The organism is Halorubrum sp. Eb13 (assembly GCF_002252895.1).
Taxonomy (GTDB): Archaea; Halobacteriota; Halobacteria; order Halobacteriales; family Haloferacaceae; genus Halorubrum.
Genome location: NZ_NHPE01000143.1, coordinates 60,981 through 76,225, shown reverse-complemented (window position 1 = coordinate 76,225; position 15,245 = coordinate 60,981). Strand labels below are relative to the sequence as shown.

Genomic DNA, 15,245 nt, shown 5'->3' with positions numbered 1-15,245 from the left:
GGCGCGGCTGCGATCGGCGGCTCCGGACCCGAACGGTTCACAGGTCCGGCCGGCGGTTGAGCGTGCTCTCGCCGGGCAGATCGGCGCTGTCGTTCTCGGTGCCGCCGCTGAACTGCCGCCGGAACTTCCCCGGGTCGGCGTCGAGCGCGCGGACGGCGGTGCTCCGGACGACCTTCGACTGCGTCTCGTCGTTCGCGACCGCGTCGAGGCGGGCCGCGGCGCGCTCGGCGTCGACGCCCGCGAGCAGGTGGACCGCCCACTCCCGAAGGCGCTCGCTGTCAGCGTGCGACAGCTCCAGCAGGACGGGGCACAGCGCCTCGCCGCGCAGCTTGAACAGCGAGACCATCGCGTTCCTGACGACCGCGTGGTGCTCGTCGTCGAGCGCCGCCTCGATCGTCGGCGCGTACTCGCTCCGGCCGATCCGGTCGAGCGCGACGACCGCCTCGGCGCGGACCCACGGGTCGAGGTCGTCACACGCCGCGACCGCGGCCTCGCCGGCCCGCCCGCCGCCGAGTTCGCCGAGCGCCTCGACGGCGAACTGGCGCACGTCGGCGTCGTCGTCCGCGAGGCCGTGCTCGATTAGCGCGTCGACTGCGGCCTCGGTGGGCCGCCCCTCGCCGAGCGCCAGCGCGGCTCGTCGGCGCTCGACGGGGTCGCCGTCGACGAGGTCCGCGATCTTCTCGGCGACGTCGGTCCCCCGGAGCGGCGCCGTGTCCGTCGCCTGAAGCTCTCGGGGAGTCGCGTCGCCGATCGTCACGTCGCGGCTCACCTCGATGTCTTCGAGCCCGTCGGGTTCCTCGCCGAACCCCGGGCTCTCCTCGGGGTGGACCCGGGGGTCGGTGGGGCCGTCCGTCGCCTCGTCGGGGTCTCTCATCGGGCGCTCACCTCCCTCGAATCCGTCGAGCCCGGCGCGTTCCCCGCCTGCGCGCCGAACGGTTCGTCGGCATCGAGCGCCACGAGCGCGGCGCCGAGACAGACGGCGGTCGCGGCCCCCGGCGTCGCCGGGACGCCCGCGGCAAGCAGGAGGACCGCACCGATCGCGAGCCGCGCGTCACCGTCGCGGAGCCCGGCGACTGCGGCGGCGACACCGCCGAACGCCGCGGTCGCGACGAGCAGTGACGGGATCCCGACGACGGCGAATCCGACGAGCAGCGCGCTCCCGGTGACGAACGGGGCGGCGGCGCTCGCGGCGACGACACCCGCGAACGCGAACGCACCGGCACCGAGCGCGACCCGGTCGCGCTCGGCCCGCACCGCGAGGAGGGTCACTCCCGCGAGGAAGGCGACGGATCCGGCCACACGGTAGGCGGAACCGACGATGCCGGCCGTCGCGACGAGCGAGAGCCCGACGGCGAGCGCGAACGCCAGCGCGAGGGCTCCGCGCCGGAGCTCGAAGTAGGTCGCCGGCACTCCCAGCGCGCGGGCGAACGCCAGCGCCGCGCCGCCCGGAATCGCGACGGCCGCGGCGACCGTCGCCGAGCCCGAGATCGTCGCGAGCACGCCGAACACACCGGCGAACAGGAGCCCGACGCGGACCGCGGACCGCCTCGTCGAGAGCGCGACCGCCGCGAGCGCAACCCCTGCCGCGAGCGCCGCGACCGTCCCGACGACCGGGACCAGTCGGGGCGGAAGCGCGGCCGGCTCGAACGGGGCGTTGTACAGCACGCGGACCGCGGTCGCGACCCCGGTGGCGACGGCGACGAGCAGGCCGATCGCCCCGACGCGGCCGCCGAAGCGACCGAGGGCCCCCGGAGAGGCCGCCCGGGCGCTCACGCTTCCCGTCGGCGAGCTCACGGCCTCTCACCCCCGTTCGGACCGTCCGAGGTCGCGTGCTCGCGCTCCCCGCCGACGCCGGCGTCGAGCCGGACCGCCAGATCGTCGATATCCGCGGCGACGAACGCGTCGAGGAACCGGCTGAGGCGGCCGTAGACGCTCGTCCCGGGCTCCTCGTCGAGGGCGCTCCATAGCCCCGACGCGAGGACGGAGAGGTGCCTGTCGTGGAAGTCGAGCCGCGCGCGGTCGAGGTTCGCCGGTTCGGCGGCGTCAGTCGAGTCGCCGCCGACGGTTGCGTCGCCCGCGGCGGCCAGCCGACAGAGGTACCCCGCGAATTCGAGTTCCAGCCGGGCGTGATCGTGGTGGCGGCGCTCCTCGCCGCCGATCTCGCACCCGAAGTGCTCGTACGCCCGAGCGAGGTCGAGGTTCACGTCGTTCCACGACACCTCCGAGCGGTACGTCGACTCGTACAGCGACACCGGCGGCCCCTGATTCTCGACCGTCCCGTCGGTCCCGTCGATCACTTCGGAGTAGCCGACCACGAACAGGTCGTTGTACCGGGCCGCGAGCGTCTCGCGGTCGTCCTCGACGGTCAGGTCCGGCGGGTCGACGTCGAGGCCGCTCCGCTCGACGAGCGTCCCGACGGCGTCGTCGAGCGAGCCGTCCGCGAACCGCTCGTAAAGCCCTTGGCTCGGCTCGGTGAACGCCGCCGCCACAAGCGCGTAGACGTTCCCGCGGGCGGCGGTCTCCTCGTCGACCGCGCCGCTCGGAAGCTCCGTGTCGAGTCGCGAGCCGTCGCGTTCGGGCGTCGACCCCGACACGGTCACTCACCTCTCGTCCGGCGGATACCCTCGACGGTCACGAGCGTGGTGAACACGACGGCGATGCCGGCTAACGCCCACAGCACCGTCTCGTACGGCGCCCCGCCATCGTCCGGGTCGAGTGAGAGATAGTACCACTCGCTGACCGCCTTCTGGCCGGAGCGCTCCTCGTTCGCTCCCTGCCAGACCGCGAACGCGGCGTTCACGTCCTCGTTCGGGGCGATATCGGTCACGTTCGCGCGGTCGGACGCAAGCGGCCGGCTGAACACGACGGTCCAGCGGTCGCCGCTGTGTGCCGCGTTCGTCTCCACCGCCGACTCCGGAATCTGCGTCGTGCTCCCGGCGCCGCCGGCGAGCAGCGACTCCGTCCCGTCGGCCCCGTTCCAGTACCAGACGTTCACCCGGTTGTCGGTCGACCCCATCGCGATCGGCGGCCGTTCCTCGGACGAAACGGGGAGCTGGACCGCGGTGGAATCGGCGAACGCCCGCAGCGAGTCGGTCGACGTGTTCGCGGACGCGTCGCTCCACGACAGCCGGAGGTAGAGCCGCTCGTCGGTCCGTGCGGCCGCGACGCTGGCGGAGTCGACCGCGGCGTCGGATCCGCCCGGCACCGCCGCGCCGGAGCTGCTCATCGGCACGTCCACGGTCTCGACCGACTGCCACGCGTCGCCGGTCGGATCCGCGAGGTCGCCGGCACTCGACTGCTGCTCGACCGGGATCTCGTAGGCCGCACGGGCGTCGACGATCATCGGGAACGCCGCGGTCGCGACCACGACGGCGAGCGCGAGCGCCGCCGCAACGGCGAGCTCCCGCGACCCGATTCCGCCGAGAGTCGTCGCATCGTCAGCCGTCATCGTCGAACACCTCCAGCCGGTATTGGTCGTCGTTGTTCACGGTCGAGAGGATCTCCATGAGTTCGCTCTCTTCGCCGCGCTCGACCTTCTCCCGCTCACGGGTGATCGTGTTGAGCGCCGACTCCACCTCAGGGCCGAACAACTCTTCCAGGTAGTTGCGCGGGATACGGTCGGCGTCCACCGTCTCGCCGCTCTCCGAGGTTTGTGGCGGCGCGTACGGCGGGATGTAGTAGACGTTCGGCTCCGTCCGGTACTCGGGGTGGAGCCGCAAGGCGACCTCGTACTCGTTGACGAGCTTGTGTATCGGGCCGGCCTCGTCGTCGAGGAAGCCGACGTGCCGGAGCTGCGGCGGGCAGTCCTCGGCGCACGACGGCGGCCGGACCTCGCCCTCTGGCCCCTCCCCCTCGATCCGGGGGTAACAGAAGATGCACTTCTCGCTGGTCTTCGTCTGCGCGTTGTAGAACACCTTCTTGTAGGGACACCCCTCGACGCAGTAGCGGTAACCGCGACAGCGGTCCTGATCGACCAGAACGATGCCGTCCTCCTCGCGCTTGTAGATCGCGGATCGCGGGCACGCCTCCACGCAGGAGGGGTGCGTGCAGTGGTTGCAGATCCGAGGGAGGTAAAAGTAGTACGAGTTCGGGTACTCGCCGGCGCCCTCGTCCTCGTCCCAGTTCGGCCCCCAGTCGGCGTTCTCCATGGGGCGGAGCGGCTCGTCGCTGCCCTCGTACATGATCGCCTCGTGGTTGAAGTCCCACGCGCGACCGTAGTCCTCTTGCTCCGGGAGTTCGCCGGGCGTTCGGGACTGTCCCTCCTCGTCCCAGCCGCCGCCCATCTCCTCCCAGTCGCGCGGGTAGCCGGCGCCGGGCTTCGTCTCGACGTTGTTCCAGTACATGTACTCGCGTCCCCCGGACTCGGTCCAGTTGGTCTTACACGCGATCGTACACGTCTGGCAGCCGATGCACTTGTTCAGGTCCATGACCATCGCCACCTGGTGATCGACGCCCTCCGCGAGCGGGACGTCGCCGTCCTCGGTCTGGCGGGCGCCGTCTTCGGTCTGGTGAACCGTGTCGTCAGTGGTCTTACTCATCAGTCGTCACCTCCGAGTAGGTCCGAGATGCGACCCAACGCGCCGCGCGACTCGGACCCCGAACGGAGCGACGCTGACCCCGCTTCCGACGCCCCGAGCGAGTCGGAAACGATCGACGCCGCACCCGATTCGACCTTCTCGACTTCGATCCGAACGTCGCTGTTCACGCCTGTCGGTCCCCAGTAGTTCGGGAAGAAGTGGAGGTGCTCGCCCGTGTCTTCGGGGTACTGGACGAGCTGCGTCGGCTTCATGTACATCGGCACGAGCGAGTTGAAGTTGTTGCGGTCGGGATACTGGAACCGTTCCCAGCTGAAGAAGTGCCGGACCGTTCCCGGCTCCCCGCTCGGGTAGATCTTCGCCTGCACCTCCACGGAGTCGAGGTCGTTGTACACCCGCACGGTGTCGCCGTCCTCGATCCCCCGTTCCTCGGCGTCATCGGGGTTGAGATAGACGGTCGGCTCGCCGCGCTGCAGTCGGAGCATCTTGCTGTCGTCGCGCCACGTCGAGTGGATCGCCCAGCGGCTGTGGGGCGTGTTGTAGCCGAGCGGGTACTCCGACTTCTCCTGTAACACCGGTGCCTCCTTGTGCGTCGGGAGCTGCTCGTCGAGCTCCAGGAACCAGTCGTGGTCGATGTAGTACTGCTGCCGTCCGGTGAACGTCGGCCACGGGTTCTTGTCCTGCACGTAGTCTTTCCACGGCGCGTACGCCTCGCCCTCCTCGATGTCCGACGACCAGTGGTCGCCGGCTTCGAGGAGGCGCCGCGGCTGCTCTTCGATGTCGTCGAACGTGAGCTGCTCGTCGGCGCCCTCCGGGTTCGACTCCTCGGAGTTTTCGAGGATGAACTCCGCGGCCGCCTTGTCCTCCGCGAGGGCGCCGGGCTCATCGTCGAGCCAGTCGCGGACGTAGTCGTCGTGAATCGACTGGAGGTCGATCTGTCGGCCGAAATTCCGGTCCTCGACCGGTTCCACGCCGCTCTCCTCGGCGAGCTCCTGAATCTTCGCGGCGAGCTCGCGGAAGATCTGCCAGTCCGTCTTCGACTCCCCCAGTGGCTCGACCGCCGGCGTGAACGGGTGCACGTAGGTGTGCATGTCCGTCACCGACAGGTCGTGTTTCTCGTAGTGGCTCGCCGTCGGCAGGACGATGTCGCTGTTGAGCGCCGTCGAGTCCATCCGGAAGTTGATGTCGACGACCAGATCGAGCTTCGGCCACAGCTCCTCTTCGAGCGCGATGTTCCCCTTGGCCTGATTGAAGTAGTTCCCGCGCCAGACGAACATGAGTCTGGGGTCGGGGCGGCTGCCGTCGTCGCGCTCGCTCGGGTACAGCGGCATCCACCCTTTGTCGATCGACTCCCGGATCTTCGCCGCCGTGTCCGGGTCGGTGTTCTCTAAGATTCCGGCGTGGTAGTACGTCCACAGCGTCGTCGGGACGCCCCGGACGCTCCCGGTCGGGAACGAGAGATTCTTCCAGCCGTTGAACGTCCAGATCTTCTCCTGACCGACGTAGTGGTCGAGGCCGGTCCCCTGTCGGCCGAGGTTCCCCGTGAGCGTGACGAGCAGCTGGATCGCGCGGTTTCCGAGATCGTTGTGGTACCAGTCGTTGACCCCCTTGCCGTGGATGATCTTCGCGCGATCGATGTCGGCGAACTCGCGGGCGATCTTCTGGTGGGTCTGCTCGCCGACGCCGGTGATCTCGTTGACCTGCTCGGGGGTGTACTCCGACAGCTCGTCGCGGAGGTTCAACCACACGGAGCGCGTCTCGACGTCGCCGTCGGTCGTGTCGACCGTGCGCTCGACGGCGAGTTCGGGGTCGAAGTCGAGCTCGATGCTCACGGAGTGGTCGTTCTGGCCGTCGCGCTCGCCCAGCGATCCGGGCGCGGTGCGGAGGGTGCCGTCGGCGTCCTGCATGACGAACACCTTCTCCGGCCGGTCGGCGTCGACGTTGAGCCCGGACACCTCGCTCGCGCGGAGGAACTTCCCGGTGTCCTCACGGACGAGCAGCGGCATGTCCGTCTGCTCTTTCAAGTGCGCCTCGTCGTACAGCCCCTCGTCGACGATGGTGCGCGCCATCCCGAGCGCGAGTGCGGTGTCGCTCCCGGGCTCCGGCCCGATCCACTCGTCGCAGTGGATGGCCGTCTGGCTGTAGTCGGTGAAGATCCCGACGCGCTTGGCGCCGTCGTACCCAGCTTCGAGGAAGTACTTCGCGTCGGGGATCCGCGTGACGTTGATGTTCGATCCCCACGCGATGATGTAGTCGGCGTTGTACCAGTCCGCGCTCTCGGCGTTGTCGGTCTGGGTTCCCCACGTGATCGGCTGTCCGGGCGGAAGGTCGGAGTACCAGTCATAAAAGGAGTGACTGACGCCGCCGAGCAGGTTGACGAGGCGGCTCCCCGAGGCGAACGACACCGGGCTCATCGCCGGAATCGGAGTGAAACCGCTGATCGCGTCGTACTCCTCGTCTCCCACGGTGTCGATGACCTCCTCGGCGATCTCGGTGAGCGCCTCGTCCCAAGAGATCCGCTCCCACTTCCCCTCCCCGCGCTCGCCGGTCCGGCGGAGCGGGTGTGTGACGCGCTGGTCCGCGTTCACGTAGTCGGTGAAACACGCCCCCTTCTGACAGCCCCGCGGGTTGGGGTCGGGAAGCGACTCGTCGAAGCGCGGGTAGTCACCGGCCTGCTCCTCGCGCCATACCTGCCCGTTCCGCGTGTACACCTGCCACGAGCAGCTGCCCGTGCAGTTGACGCTGTGCGTCGAGCGGGCCTTGTCGTCCCAGTCCCACTCCTCGCGGTAGAGGTCCTCCCAGTCTCGGTACGGGTAGCTCCCGATCGGGTCGTCGACGACGTCCAGCGCGGTCATTTCCGTGAGGTCCTGCGCGGATCCCAGCCCGGTGGCGCCGACGGCGGCCGCTGCCCCGACCCCTTTCAGGAAGTCGCGGCGCGCGGCGCCGCTGCCGTCGCGTGTCGATTCGCTCGGTGTGTCTGTCTTGTCTGTCATTGTTTCTCTATGAGAACGGTTGCGAGGCCGAGCGCGACGCCGAGCGCCGCGAACGCGACGCCCTCGGGGGTACCGCCGCCCGCGTCCAGCCCGGCGGCTATCAGTCCCACGCCGGCCAGTTTCGTCGCTCGATCCGCCCAGCGGTACCGGCGGGGCGACAGCTCGGCCAGCCGGAACGCGCTCGACTCAGTCATCGCTCGATCCCTCCGTGGCCGACGCGGTTCCGTCGTCTTCCGACATCGTCGGCTCCGCGCCGCCCTCTCCCGAATCGTCCTCGAAGCCGCCGAGAATCGCGTAGGTGAGGGTGCCGGCCGCGGCCGGGACGAGAACGAGCGTCGCGGTCAGGTACGGTCGGAGCACCGCCGTCGACGTACCGAGTATCTCGGCGAGGATCACGTCCATCCCGGCGATAGAGGCCACCATGACGAGCGTGACCCCGAGGATGCCGACCGCGGTCGGGAACGGGCGGTCGAGGTAGTTCCGGGTGAAGTGTTCCGGCTTCTCTGCGCGGTCGATGAACGGCCAGACCGCCACGGCGACGAACACCAGGCTGGGCAAGAGCAGACCGCCCACGAACTCCGAGCTGATGTGGATCCCGAGCACGTCGAAGCTCAGCCACGAGGGAGTGAGCTTTAAGAATCCGTACCCCCACATCAGGAACCAGTCCGGCATGACGAGCGACGGCGTCGACGCCGGGTCGTTCGGGCCGTACTCGGCGATGTTGTGAACGGGAAGCAGCCCCGCGAGTAGCGAGAGCACGGCCATCGTGAGGAAGAACACGACCGCGCTCACGGCGGCTTGGTTCGGGAACGCGGGGAGCCCGATAACGACGCTGTCGTCGTCGCGGTCGATCAGGCGCGCGCCGCCGTCCGGCGCTTCGGCGCCCCCGCTCGCGCTCGGAGCGTCGCCGCCCGCTCCCGCGGCGCCCCCGCTCACGTCCGCGCCGGTCCCCGCGGCGGCGACGTCCCCGTCGCGCCGCGCCTCGGTGTGTTTCTGCCGGACGAGGATGGCCATATGTACGGCGATGAGTCCCGCGATCGCGGCCGGGATGAGGAAGACGTGGAGGAAGAACAGGCGCGGGATCGTCGCGCTCGTCGGGAATTGCCCGCCGAACACGATGCTCGCGAGCGGGTCGCCCACGATCGGGACAGAGGCGGCGACGTTGTAGCCGATGCCGACCGCCGTGCTCGCGAACTCGTCGTACGGGAGCGAGTACCCGGTGTACGCGGCGAACATCGCCAGCCCGGCGAGGCCGGTCCCGACGAGCCAGTTCGGCTCGCGCGGGTTGCGATACGCCCCGGTGAAGAACACGCGGAGCATGTGCAAGGCGATCGCGGCGACGAACAGGTGCGCCGCCCAGTGGTGCATGCGCCGCAGGAACATCCCGAACGGCACGTCGTAGGTGATGTTGAGGACGCTCTTGAACGCCGCCGGCACCTCTTGGCCTTGGTACTGCGCGACGCTGCCGCCGTACTCGACGGCGGCCGTGCTCGGCTCGTAAAAGAACGCGAGGAACGTCCCGGTCGAGACGAGGATGCCGAAACAGAACAGCGCGACCTCGCCGAGCAGGAAGGAGTCCTCCGCGGGGAACGCCTTCCCGAGGAAGTCGCTCCCGCCCTCTAGGTCCAGCCGCGAGTCGACCCAGTCGTAGGCGGACTCGGCCCGGTCGGTCGCGGCGTCGATCCGGGACATCACTCACCCCCCGGGCCGACCGGCCCTCGGAAGTCGCCCGTCGCGACGAGGTAGCCGTCGCCCGAGAGCGTGATCGGGAGCTGCGGCAGCGACCGCGGCGCCGGCCCACCGACGACTTCTCCGCCGGTTACCGGGTCGAACCGCCCGGAGTGACACGGGCAGACGAGCACGTCGCCGTCGCGGTCGGCGACCATACAGCCCGCGTGAGTACACACCTTCGAGAACGCGGCGTACCCGCCGACGGTGTACTCGTCGCGCACGTCGTCGCTGTACGCCGACTCCTCGAAGCGCACGAGCAGCGTCGGGGCGTCTTCGATCCCCGGACGCGGCTCGGGGAACACCGTGAGCTGTTCGCCCGGAGCGATGCGGTCCTCCGTGATCCGTTCGCCGACGTCGTCGACGAGGGGGATCCCGTCTTCGTACACCGGTCCCCGATACTTCGTGTCGAACACCCGAGTGAGCCCGGCGACGGGGGCTGCGAGACTCCCGACCGCGGTGATCCCCCCGACGGTCGCGAGGACCTTCGCGTAGTCACGGCGCTTGAGTTCGGCGCGCGCGTCCCGCCAATACGGCCGGTAGATGCTCGGATTGACCGCGGGCCCGTCGTCGTTATCCGGGCACGCGTCGCACAGCTCGCCGTCGCCGGCGTCGGTCCGCCCGCCAGGGCCCTCGTCTCCGTGCGACGCGGCGTTCGGCGGGGCGTCGGTTCCGTCTCCCGTCGGTCGTGGGTCGGTTACGTCGTCTTCCATCAGTGGTCCCTCCGTTCGGCGACTTCGACGTGAGGCATGAACCACGCGTAGTACGACACCGTCGAGCCCAGCAGCGACATGAACAGCCCGAAGGCGTAGATCCCGAAGTACTGGGTCCGGGCGAGCGTGAGGTACTCGGCGGTGAGCAGCGCAGAGAACACTATGGCGAGGGCGGTGAGCCCGCCCATCGCGACGAGCCCCTCGATGGCGTCGCTCGCGTCGTGGTACTCGACGACCCACCGGTCCTCGGTCTCGAGCCAGGGGAACGTCGCTCGATTCACTCCCTCCGGCGGCGGTGCGTCGAGTCCGCCGCCGTCTGTGGCCGTTGCCTCTGTTGTGTCGGCCGCATCGCCCGGGCCCCCACCGCTCGCGTCGGGCCGCGCGGCCCGGTTCATGAAGCGGTGAAAAAAGGCCATGGCTCCCAAGAGGCCCAGCAGCGCGACCCAGACGATCACGCCAACCTGACTCGGCGAGAGCTTGTTCGGCGTGTCTACGAACCCCTCCAGCGGTTGCATCTCGCTCACGCTCTGGTCGATCCGAACCTCCTCTGACGGCGGCTCGCCGTGGAGCCCGACGTACCACGTCGGCAGCAGCACGGCGAGCACGATGAGGAGGATGGCAATCGTTCGTCGGTCCATTGTGTTGTATCGTGTGTCGTGTCGATGAGCCGGCTCAGCGGCGCGAACGCGCTCCCGCGGCGCCGGCCCACCGTCCGCCGCGGTGATCGCTCGTGAGATCTCGATTCCCTGTGGGCGTCTGGTCGGTGTTACTTACGGTAGACAGATCTCTGACATACTGTAACGTTGGACCGGAAACGAACAACTAGCTACTCCCGAACTGTTCGGCGGTTTAAATACGGTCGCAAAACCACCGGGCCGGCGTCGGTGTCTTCCGAGTCGTCGTCGAACAACTGGGACAGCAGGGTCGCCGTCACGAGCGAAGGGCTCCGAGACGGTCGACGTGGCCAGACCGAGTTCGGACCGCTAAGCGACGGCGCTACTGGTCGGCGGACGCGTTATCGTCGAACCGCGAGCACGGGAGCGTTCGCGTGCCGGACGACCTCATCGGTGATGCTGCCGAAGACGATGCGTTCCGCTCCGCTTCGGCCCTTTGTACTCATCACTACGAGGTCGATATCGTTGTCGTCGACGTACTCCGTGATCACCCTCGCCGGGCTACCGACCTCGACAGCGATGGTCGCCTCGACATCGTCGGGCGCGGTTTTCGAGACAATCTTCTCAGCCGCCGACACTCGTTCGGTTCGCCGCTCGGCGAGCTCCGCTTCGTCACGCCCGGCGGTGCCGAGACCGCTCGCGAGTTCGACGATCGAGAGCACGTGTATCGCCGCGTCGTATCGCTCTGCGTGGCTGAATGCGTGTGTCGCGGCGCTTGTCGTCGCCTCGCTGCCGTCCGTCGGAAAGAGGATGGTCTCGTACATTCTGTGGGATCCGTCGAATCGTCGGTCGATGTCGTTCGGATGGCGGTCGTTGAGTCACTGTCGACGGGCGATAAGCACTGCGTCGGCAAGCACGTCGTGGCCGATCGGAACAAGGTGAACGACCGCACCGATCGCGAAGATGTTCAGCGTGACGAACGCGCGTAGCGGACCGAGGCTCCCCGCGAGGAGACCGAGCGTCACCACGCCGGTCGCGGCGTAGACAACGCGCTCTTGGTGTCGTATCTGTGGGCTCTCCCAGTTGTACAGTGCGGTGACGAGGTAGCCGATTCCGAGTACCGCCAACCACGGGTGCCAGTACGCGTACTGCAACATCGCGGACGGGACGAGGTCAGCGAGGGCGGCGACGTTAATGACGGTCGCGGCGACGTTCAGGACACCCCAAACTAACCAGACGCGGTTCCGCCGTACGGTCGGTGTGGTATACGTCACGCCGAAGAACACGATTCCGACGGTCAGCACCATCCAGACGACGACGATCGACTGGATCAGTCCGAACGGAGCGAGACCCGGGTTACGACTGAACAGCCACGAGATTCCCCATCCGAGAACGCCTTCGAGAAAGCCGAACAACAGCAGTCCGTCTCCGGGAAGCGGCGGCGACAACAGCCGCCGAAAGTACAGTACCAACGCGATCCGTGACCGGTGAAGTCGACCGGACCAGTCCGATGTTTCATTAGTCACGGGCGGTCTGGCCCCTGTAACCGGCAGTCGTCGATACCGCCTCGTTACGGCGGCGCCAGTGGGACATACCGTATGATAGAACGGGAGACGGAAAGTATCGGGGGTCGTTCGCTCGACCGCACGCGACAGCGACGTATAGTCGAGCGGTCGCGGGCCAAGCGATCGCGACCGAACGGCGACCAATATTCCCGTCCACTCTGTTCGGATCGTTGCTCACGGCGGGCCACCGGGTGAGCTCCGGTGCGTCGCGGCCCTCGATTTGCCCAGGTCTCCGGCGTCTCCGCCGAGGGAACGTTTAAAAGCGTCCGGCCGGAACGAGGGGGTATGCCAACCTTCGAACTGAACCTCTCGGACGACGTCTACGCGGAGTTCCAGCAGCTCGCCGACCAGGAGTTCGTCTCCGAGGAACAGGCCGCGGAGGACCTCATCGCCTCCGGCATCGAGGCGTACAACGTGAGCGTCGTCGACGACGAGCCGCGCGACGAGATGCTGGACGGCGCGGAGAACAACATGTTCGACACCGCCGAGGACCCCGGAAGCCTCGAAGACGACCGGCTGTAGGCGACCTCGGTCTCGTCCCGACTTTTCGTTCCCGTCAGTACCCCAGCCCCAGCGCTCGGTTCGCGAGCAGCGTGACCAGCCCGAGCGTCATCACGCCGGCGAGCAGGCCGAACGCGACGCCCCAGCCCGCGACGTCGGAGACGGTCCCGACGACGACGCTACCGGACGCGCCGAGCACCATGTAGGCCGTTCGGACGAGCCCGAACCCGGCGCCGCGCTCGGCGTCGGAGAGGAGGTCCATGAACCGGGACTGAACGGGCGCGCCCCACGACATCGCGACGCCGACGAGACAGACGGCGGCGACGGTGGGGCCGAGCCCGAGGTCGAACCGCGCCGTCGCGACGAGGAGTCCGTAGCCGGCGATCCCCGCGCTCATCGTCCCCATCGCCGTCACGTCGCGACCGAACCGGTCGGAGAGCGAGCCCGTGACCGGTTGGGTCCCGCCGTGAACGAGGAAGTACAGCGAGAACAGCAGCGCCGACAGCGCCGTCGAGAGCCCGCTCCCGACGTCGAGGAACGTCGGGAGGAACGAGGCGGTCGCCTGCCACGAGAACGCGCCCATCGTCGCCAGCGCGGTCGTGTAGAGGATCGGCGGCCGCGAGAGCAGTTCGAGGAGCGGCGCGAGAGCGAACCGCTCGCGCATCGGCTGATCCGGACGGATCGGCTCGGTGGGCCGCACCCGCCACGCGAACAGGGCGAACACGGGTACCGCGACGGCGACGCCGAGGAGGATGCCGGCGCGCCAGCCGTACCGGGAGCCGACGAGCGCGGCGAGGGGCGGCGCGGCGAGCCCGGCGATCGGGCCGCCCGCGACGTGGACGCCGATGGCGCGGCCGATGTCGTCGAACTGCTTCGCGAGGAACGTCGTCGCCACGGAGTAGTGGAGTCCGGCGCCCGCGCCGAGCGCCACGGTGAACAGGATGAAGACGGCGATCGACGGTGAGGCGGCGATCAGGAGCGAGGCGACCGCGGTGGCGCCGACCGCGGTCAGGATGACCGTGCGCTCCCCGTACCGGTCGCCGAGCACGCCGGAGGGAAACTGCGCCAGCGCGTACGCCAGCCACATCCCCGAGAGCGCGAGGCCGACCGTCGCGTTCGTGACGCCGAACCGTGCCGTGATCCGCGGGACCAGCGGGCTGATGGCCAGCCGCGCGACCATCGTCGCGGTGAACGCGAGCGTGCAGAGGGCGAGCGCCGTGTGCCGGTACCGCCAGTTCACGGTCGCCGTTCTCGGCCCGGGTCAAAGCGGGTTCCGGTCGCGGCCAGTCGGGCCGAGTGTGGTGTGCGGTCGCCTCGCACGCACCGCGGACCGGACCGCCGAGCCCCGTCAGACCTCGAACGCGATCGGGTACTCGGTGAGGTTCTCGTACCCGTCCTCGGTGACGACCACGAGGTCCTCGATCCGGACCCCACCGACGTCCGGGTCGTACAGGCCGGGCTCGACGGTGATCACGTGACCGGGCTCCAACTCCCCGCCGCCGCTCGCGAGCCGGGGGGACTCGTGGACGTCGAGCCCGATCCCGTGGCCGGTGGAGTGGATGAACCCCGTCTCCGTCTCGGGATCGGTGCGGAACGTCGGCTCGCCGGCCTCCTCGTACACCTCGCAGGCCGCGGCGTGGACGTCCTCGCCGGTCGCGCCCGACTCGACGGCGTCGAGGGCGGCCGCCAGCGCGCGCTCGGTGAGGTCGTACCACTCCCGGAGCGCCGCCGGCGGCTCGCCGACGCAGAACGTCCGGGTCATGTCGGCGTTGTACTTCGTCGCCTTCGACCGCGGGAAGACGTCGACGATTATGGCCTCGTTCGCTCGGAGCGGGCCGGAGCCGCGGTCGTGGGGGTCGGCCGCCTGCGCGCCGCCGGCGACGATCGTCTCGTCGAGCGCGCAGCCGTGACGGAGCAGCGTCGCCTCGATCTCCTCGGCGACGCGCTCGCTGGTGAGCGGCTCGCCGTCCGCGATCAGGAGCGTCCCGGGCTCGACGTCGGCGTCGGCGGACGCGGCTTCGCCGGCGACGTCCGCGCTCGCGAGCAGGTCCTCGGCGGCGCGCATCGCGGCCTCGTTCGCGCGCTGGGCCTCGCGGATCGCGTCGACCTCCTCGTCGGTCTTCACGGCGCGGACCTCCCGGAGGAGGTCGTCGCCGTCGACCGCGACGTCGACCCCGCGCTCCCGCATCGCGTCGGCGGTCCCGACCGGGCCGCGCGGCGGCATGAACACCGACTCGACGCCCTTGTCGCGGACGAACGCGGCGTACATGTCGTAGCGCTCCTCGCGCCCGCCGTACTCGTAGTCGTAGTCGGCGTGGCGCTCGACGGTGTCGGCGGCGGCCTCCGACCGCGCCCGCCCGTACTCCAGCCCCGAGACCAGCACGTGGACCTCGCCGTCGGCGTACAGCGTCAGGAACGGGTCCGGGCCGGTGAACCCGGAGAGGTACAGCTGGTTCGCGTCCTCCTGCGAGGCGTCGAGCAGGTAGCCGTCGGTCTCGAGGGCGGCGAGCGTCTCGTCGAGGCGTGTCCGGTTCATACGTCAGTTGCTCGGGCGACGCTCAAATCGGTTGTCCTCGCGGAACCGTGCGGGAGCCTC

General features: G+C 69.2%; 15 protein-coding genes. 1 reads left to right on the top strand and 14 read right to left on the bottom strand.

Features of this window, described 5'->3' with window-relative positions; all coding sequences use genetic code 11:
* Positions 1–37: 37 nt before the first annotated feature.
* The 12 genes from DJ75_RS16660 to DJ75_RS16605 all read right to left on the bottom strand — a co-directional run bounded on the left by DJ75_RS16660 (position 38) and on the right by DJ75_RS16605 (position 12,055).
* Positions 38–874, bottom strand: a complete 837-nt coding sequence (locus tag DJ75_RS16660; protein WP_094525550.1) for a HEAT repeat domain-containing protein — start codon at positions 872–874, stop codon at positions 38–40.
* Positions 871–1,794: a phosphate ABC transporter permease gene (locus DJ75_RS16655; protein ID WP_094525548.1), complete on the bottom strand. Its 924-nt coding sequence runs from the start codon at positions 1,792–1,794 to the stop codon at positions 871–873. The genes DJ75_RS16660 and DJ75_RS16655 overlap by 4 nt, the downstream gene beginning before the upstream one ends.
* Positions 1,791–2,600, bottom strand: a complete 810-nt coding sequence (locus DJ75_RS16650; protein ID WP_094525546.1) for a molecular chaperone TorD family protein — start codon at positions 2,598–2,600, stop codon at positions 1,791–1,793. Before DJ75_RS16650 ends, DJ75_RS16655 begins: the two co-directional genes overlap by 4 nt.
* Positions 2,597–3,448: an ethylbenzene dehydrogenase-related protein gene (locus DJ75_RS16645; protein ID WP_094525544.1), complete on the bottom strand. Its 852-nt coding sequence runs from the start codon at positions 3,446–3,448 to the stop codon at positions 2,597–2,599. Before DJ75_RS16645 ends, DJ75_RS16650 begins: the two co-directional genes overlap by 4 nt.
* Positions 3,438–4,538, bottom strand: a complete 1,101-nt coding sequence (locus tag DJ75_RS16640) for a 4Fe-4S dicluster domain-containing protein (protein WP_094525542.1) — start codon at positions 4,536–4,538, stop codon at positions 3,438–3,440. Before DJ75_RS16640 ends, DJ75_RS16645 begins: the two co-directional genes overlap by 11 nt.
* On the bottom strand, positions 4,538–7,528 hold the full coding sequence (locus DJ75_RS16635; protein ID WP_094525540.1) for a molybdopterin-dependent oxidoreductase: 2,991 nt from the start codon (positions 7,526–7,528) through the stop codon (positions 4,538–4,540). Before DJ75_RS16635 ends, DJ75_RS16640 begins: the two co-directional genes overlap by 1 nt.
* A complete protein-coding gene (locus tag DJ75_RS16630) occupies positions 7,525–7,722 on the bottom strand; it encodes a hypothetical protein (protein ID WP_094525538.1) in 198 nt (65 codons plus the stop codon). The genes DJ75_RS16635 and DJ75_RS16630 overlap by 4 nt, the downstream gene beginning before the upstream one ends.
* On the bottom strand, positions 7,715–9,220 hold the full coding sequence (locus DJ75_RS16625) for a cytochrome bc complex cytochrome b subunit (protein WP_094525536.1): 1,506 nt from the start codon (positions 9,218–9,220) through the stop codon (positions 7,715–7,717). Before DJ75_RS16625 ends, DJ75_RS16630 begins: the two co-directional genes overlap by 8 nt.
* Positions 9,220–9,969, bottom strand: a complete 750-nt coding sequence (locus DJ75_RS16620) for a ubiquinol-cytochrome c reductase iron-sulfur subunit (protein WP_094525535.1) — start codon at positions 9,967–9,969, stop codon at positions 9,220–9,222. The genes DJ75_RS16625 and DJ75_RS16620 overlap by 1 nt, the downstream gene beginning before the upstream one ends.
* On the bottom strand, positions 9,969–10,607 hold the full coding sequence (locus DJ75_RS16615) for a hypothetical protein (protein WP_094525533.1): 639 nt from the start codon (positions 10,605–10,607) through the stop codon (positions 9,969–9,971). Before DJ75_RS16615 ends, DJ75_RS16620 begins: the two co-directional genes overlap by 1 nt.
* Before the next feature lie 377 nt (positions 10,608–10,984).
* Positions 10,985–11,407 (bottom strand): universal stress protein, encoded by a 423-nt coding sequence (locus tag DJ75_RS16610; protein ID WP_094525531.1) that lies wholly within the window; start codon positions 11,405–11,407, stop codon positions 10,985–10,987.
* 54 nt (positions 11,408–11,461) lie between these two features.
* The gene (locus DJ75_RS16605; protein WP_141212070.1) at positions 11,462–12,055 is read right to left on the bottom strand and encodes a hypothetical protein; all 594 of its coding nucleotides are present in this window, start codon (positions 12,053–12,055) and stop codon (positions 11,462–11,464) included.
* A gap of 378 nt (positions 12,056–12,433) precedes the next feature.
* Between DJ75_RS16605 and DJ75_RS16600 the strand changes: the two genes are divergently transcribed.
* The gene (locus tag DJ75_RS16600) at positions 12,434–12,670 is read left to right on the top strand and encodes a hypothetical protein (RefSeq protein ID WP_092566076.1); all 237 of its coding nucleotides are present in this window, start codon (positions 12,434–12,436) and stop codon (positions 12,668–12,670) included.
* A 34-nt stretch (positions 12,671–12,704) separates the two neighbouring features.
* On the opposite strand, the gene DJ75_RS16595 is transcribed toward DJ75_RS16600, so the two are convergent.
* Positions 12,705–13,889 (bottom strand): nitrate/nitrite transporter, encoded by a 1,185-nt coding sequence (locus tag DJ75_RS16595; protein ID WP_094525527.1) that lies wholly within the window; start codon positions 13,887–13,889, stop codon positions 12,705–12,707.
* Between the two features lie 108 nt (positions 13,890–13,997).
* On the bottom strand, positions 13,998–15,185 hold the full coding sequence (locus DJ75_RS16590) for a Xaa-Pro peptidase family protein (RefSeq protein WP_094525526.1): 1,188 nt from the start codon (positions 15,183–15,185) through the stop codon (positions 13,998–14,000).
* Positions 15,186–15,245 lie beyond the last annotated feature (60 nt).

Bases quoted from the DNA above. Each gene is read 5' to 3' on its own strand.
- DJ75_RS16640 (WP_094525542.1), bottom strand. From the start codon at position 4,538: ATGAGTAAGACCACTGACGACACGGTTCACCAGACCGAAGACGGCGCC.
- DJ75_RS16630 (WP_094525538.1), bottom strand. From the start codon at position 7,722: ATGACTGAGTCGAGCGCGTTCCGGCTGGCCGAGCTGTCGCCCCGCCGG.
- DJ75_RS16660 (WP_094525550.1), bottom strand. From the start codon at position 874: ATGAGAGACCCCGACGAGGCGACGGACGGCCCCACCGACCCCCGGGTC.
- DJ75_RS16635 (WP_094525540.1), bottom strand. From the start codon at position 7,528: ATGACAGACAAGACAGACACACCGAGCGAATCGACACGCGACGGCAGC.
- DJ75_RS16620 (WP_094525535.1), bottom strand. From the start codon at position 9,969: ATGGAAGACGACGTAACCGACCCACGACCGACGGGAGACGGAACCGAC.
- DJ75_RS16645 (WP_094525544.1), bottom strand. From the start codon at position 3,448: ATGACGGCTGACGATGCGACGACTCTCGGCGGAATCGGGTCGCGGGAG.
- DJ75_RS16625 (WP_094525536.1), bottom strand. From the start codon at position 9,220: ATGTCCCGGATCGACGCCGCGACCGACCGGGCCGAGTCCGCCTACGAC.
- DJ75_RS16610 (WP_094525531.1), bottom strand. From the start codon at position 11,407: ATGTACGAGACCATCCTCTTTCCGACGGACGGCAGCGAGGCGACGACA.
- DJ75_RS16600 (WP_092566076.1), top strand. From the start codon at position 12,434: ATGCCAACCTTCGAACTGAACCTCTCGGACGACGTCTACGCGGAGTTC.
- DJ75_RS16590 (WP_094525526.1), bottom strand. From the start codon at position 15,185: ATGAACCGGACACGCCTCGACGAGACGCTCGCCGCCCTCGAGACCGAC.
- DJ75_RS16615 (WP_094525533.1), bottom strand. From the start codon at position 10,607: ATGGACCGACGAACGATTGCCATCCTCCTCATCGTGCTCGCCGTGCTG.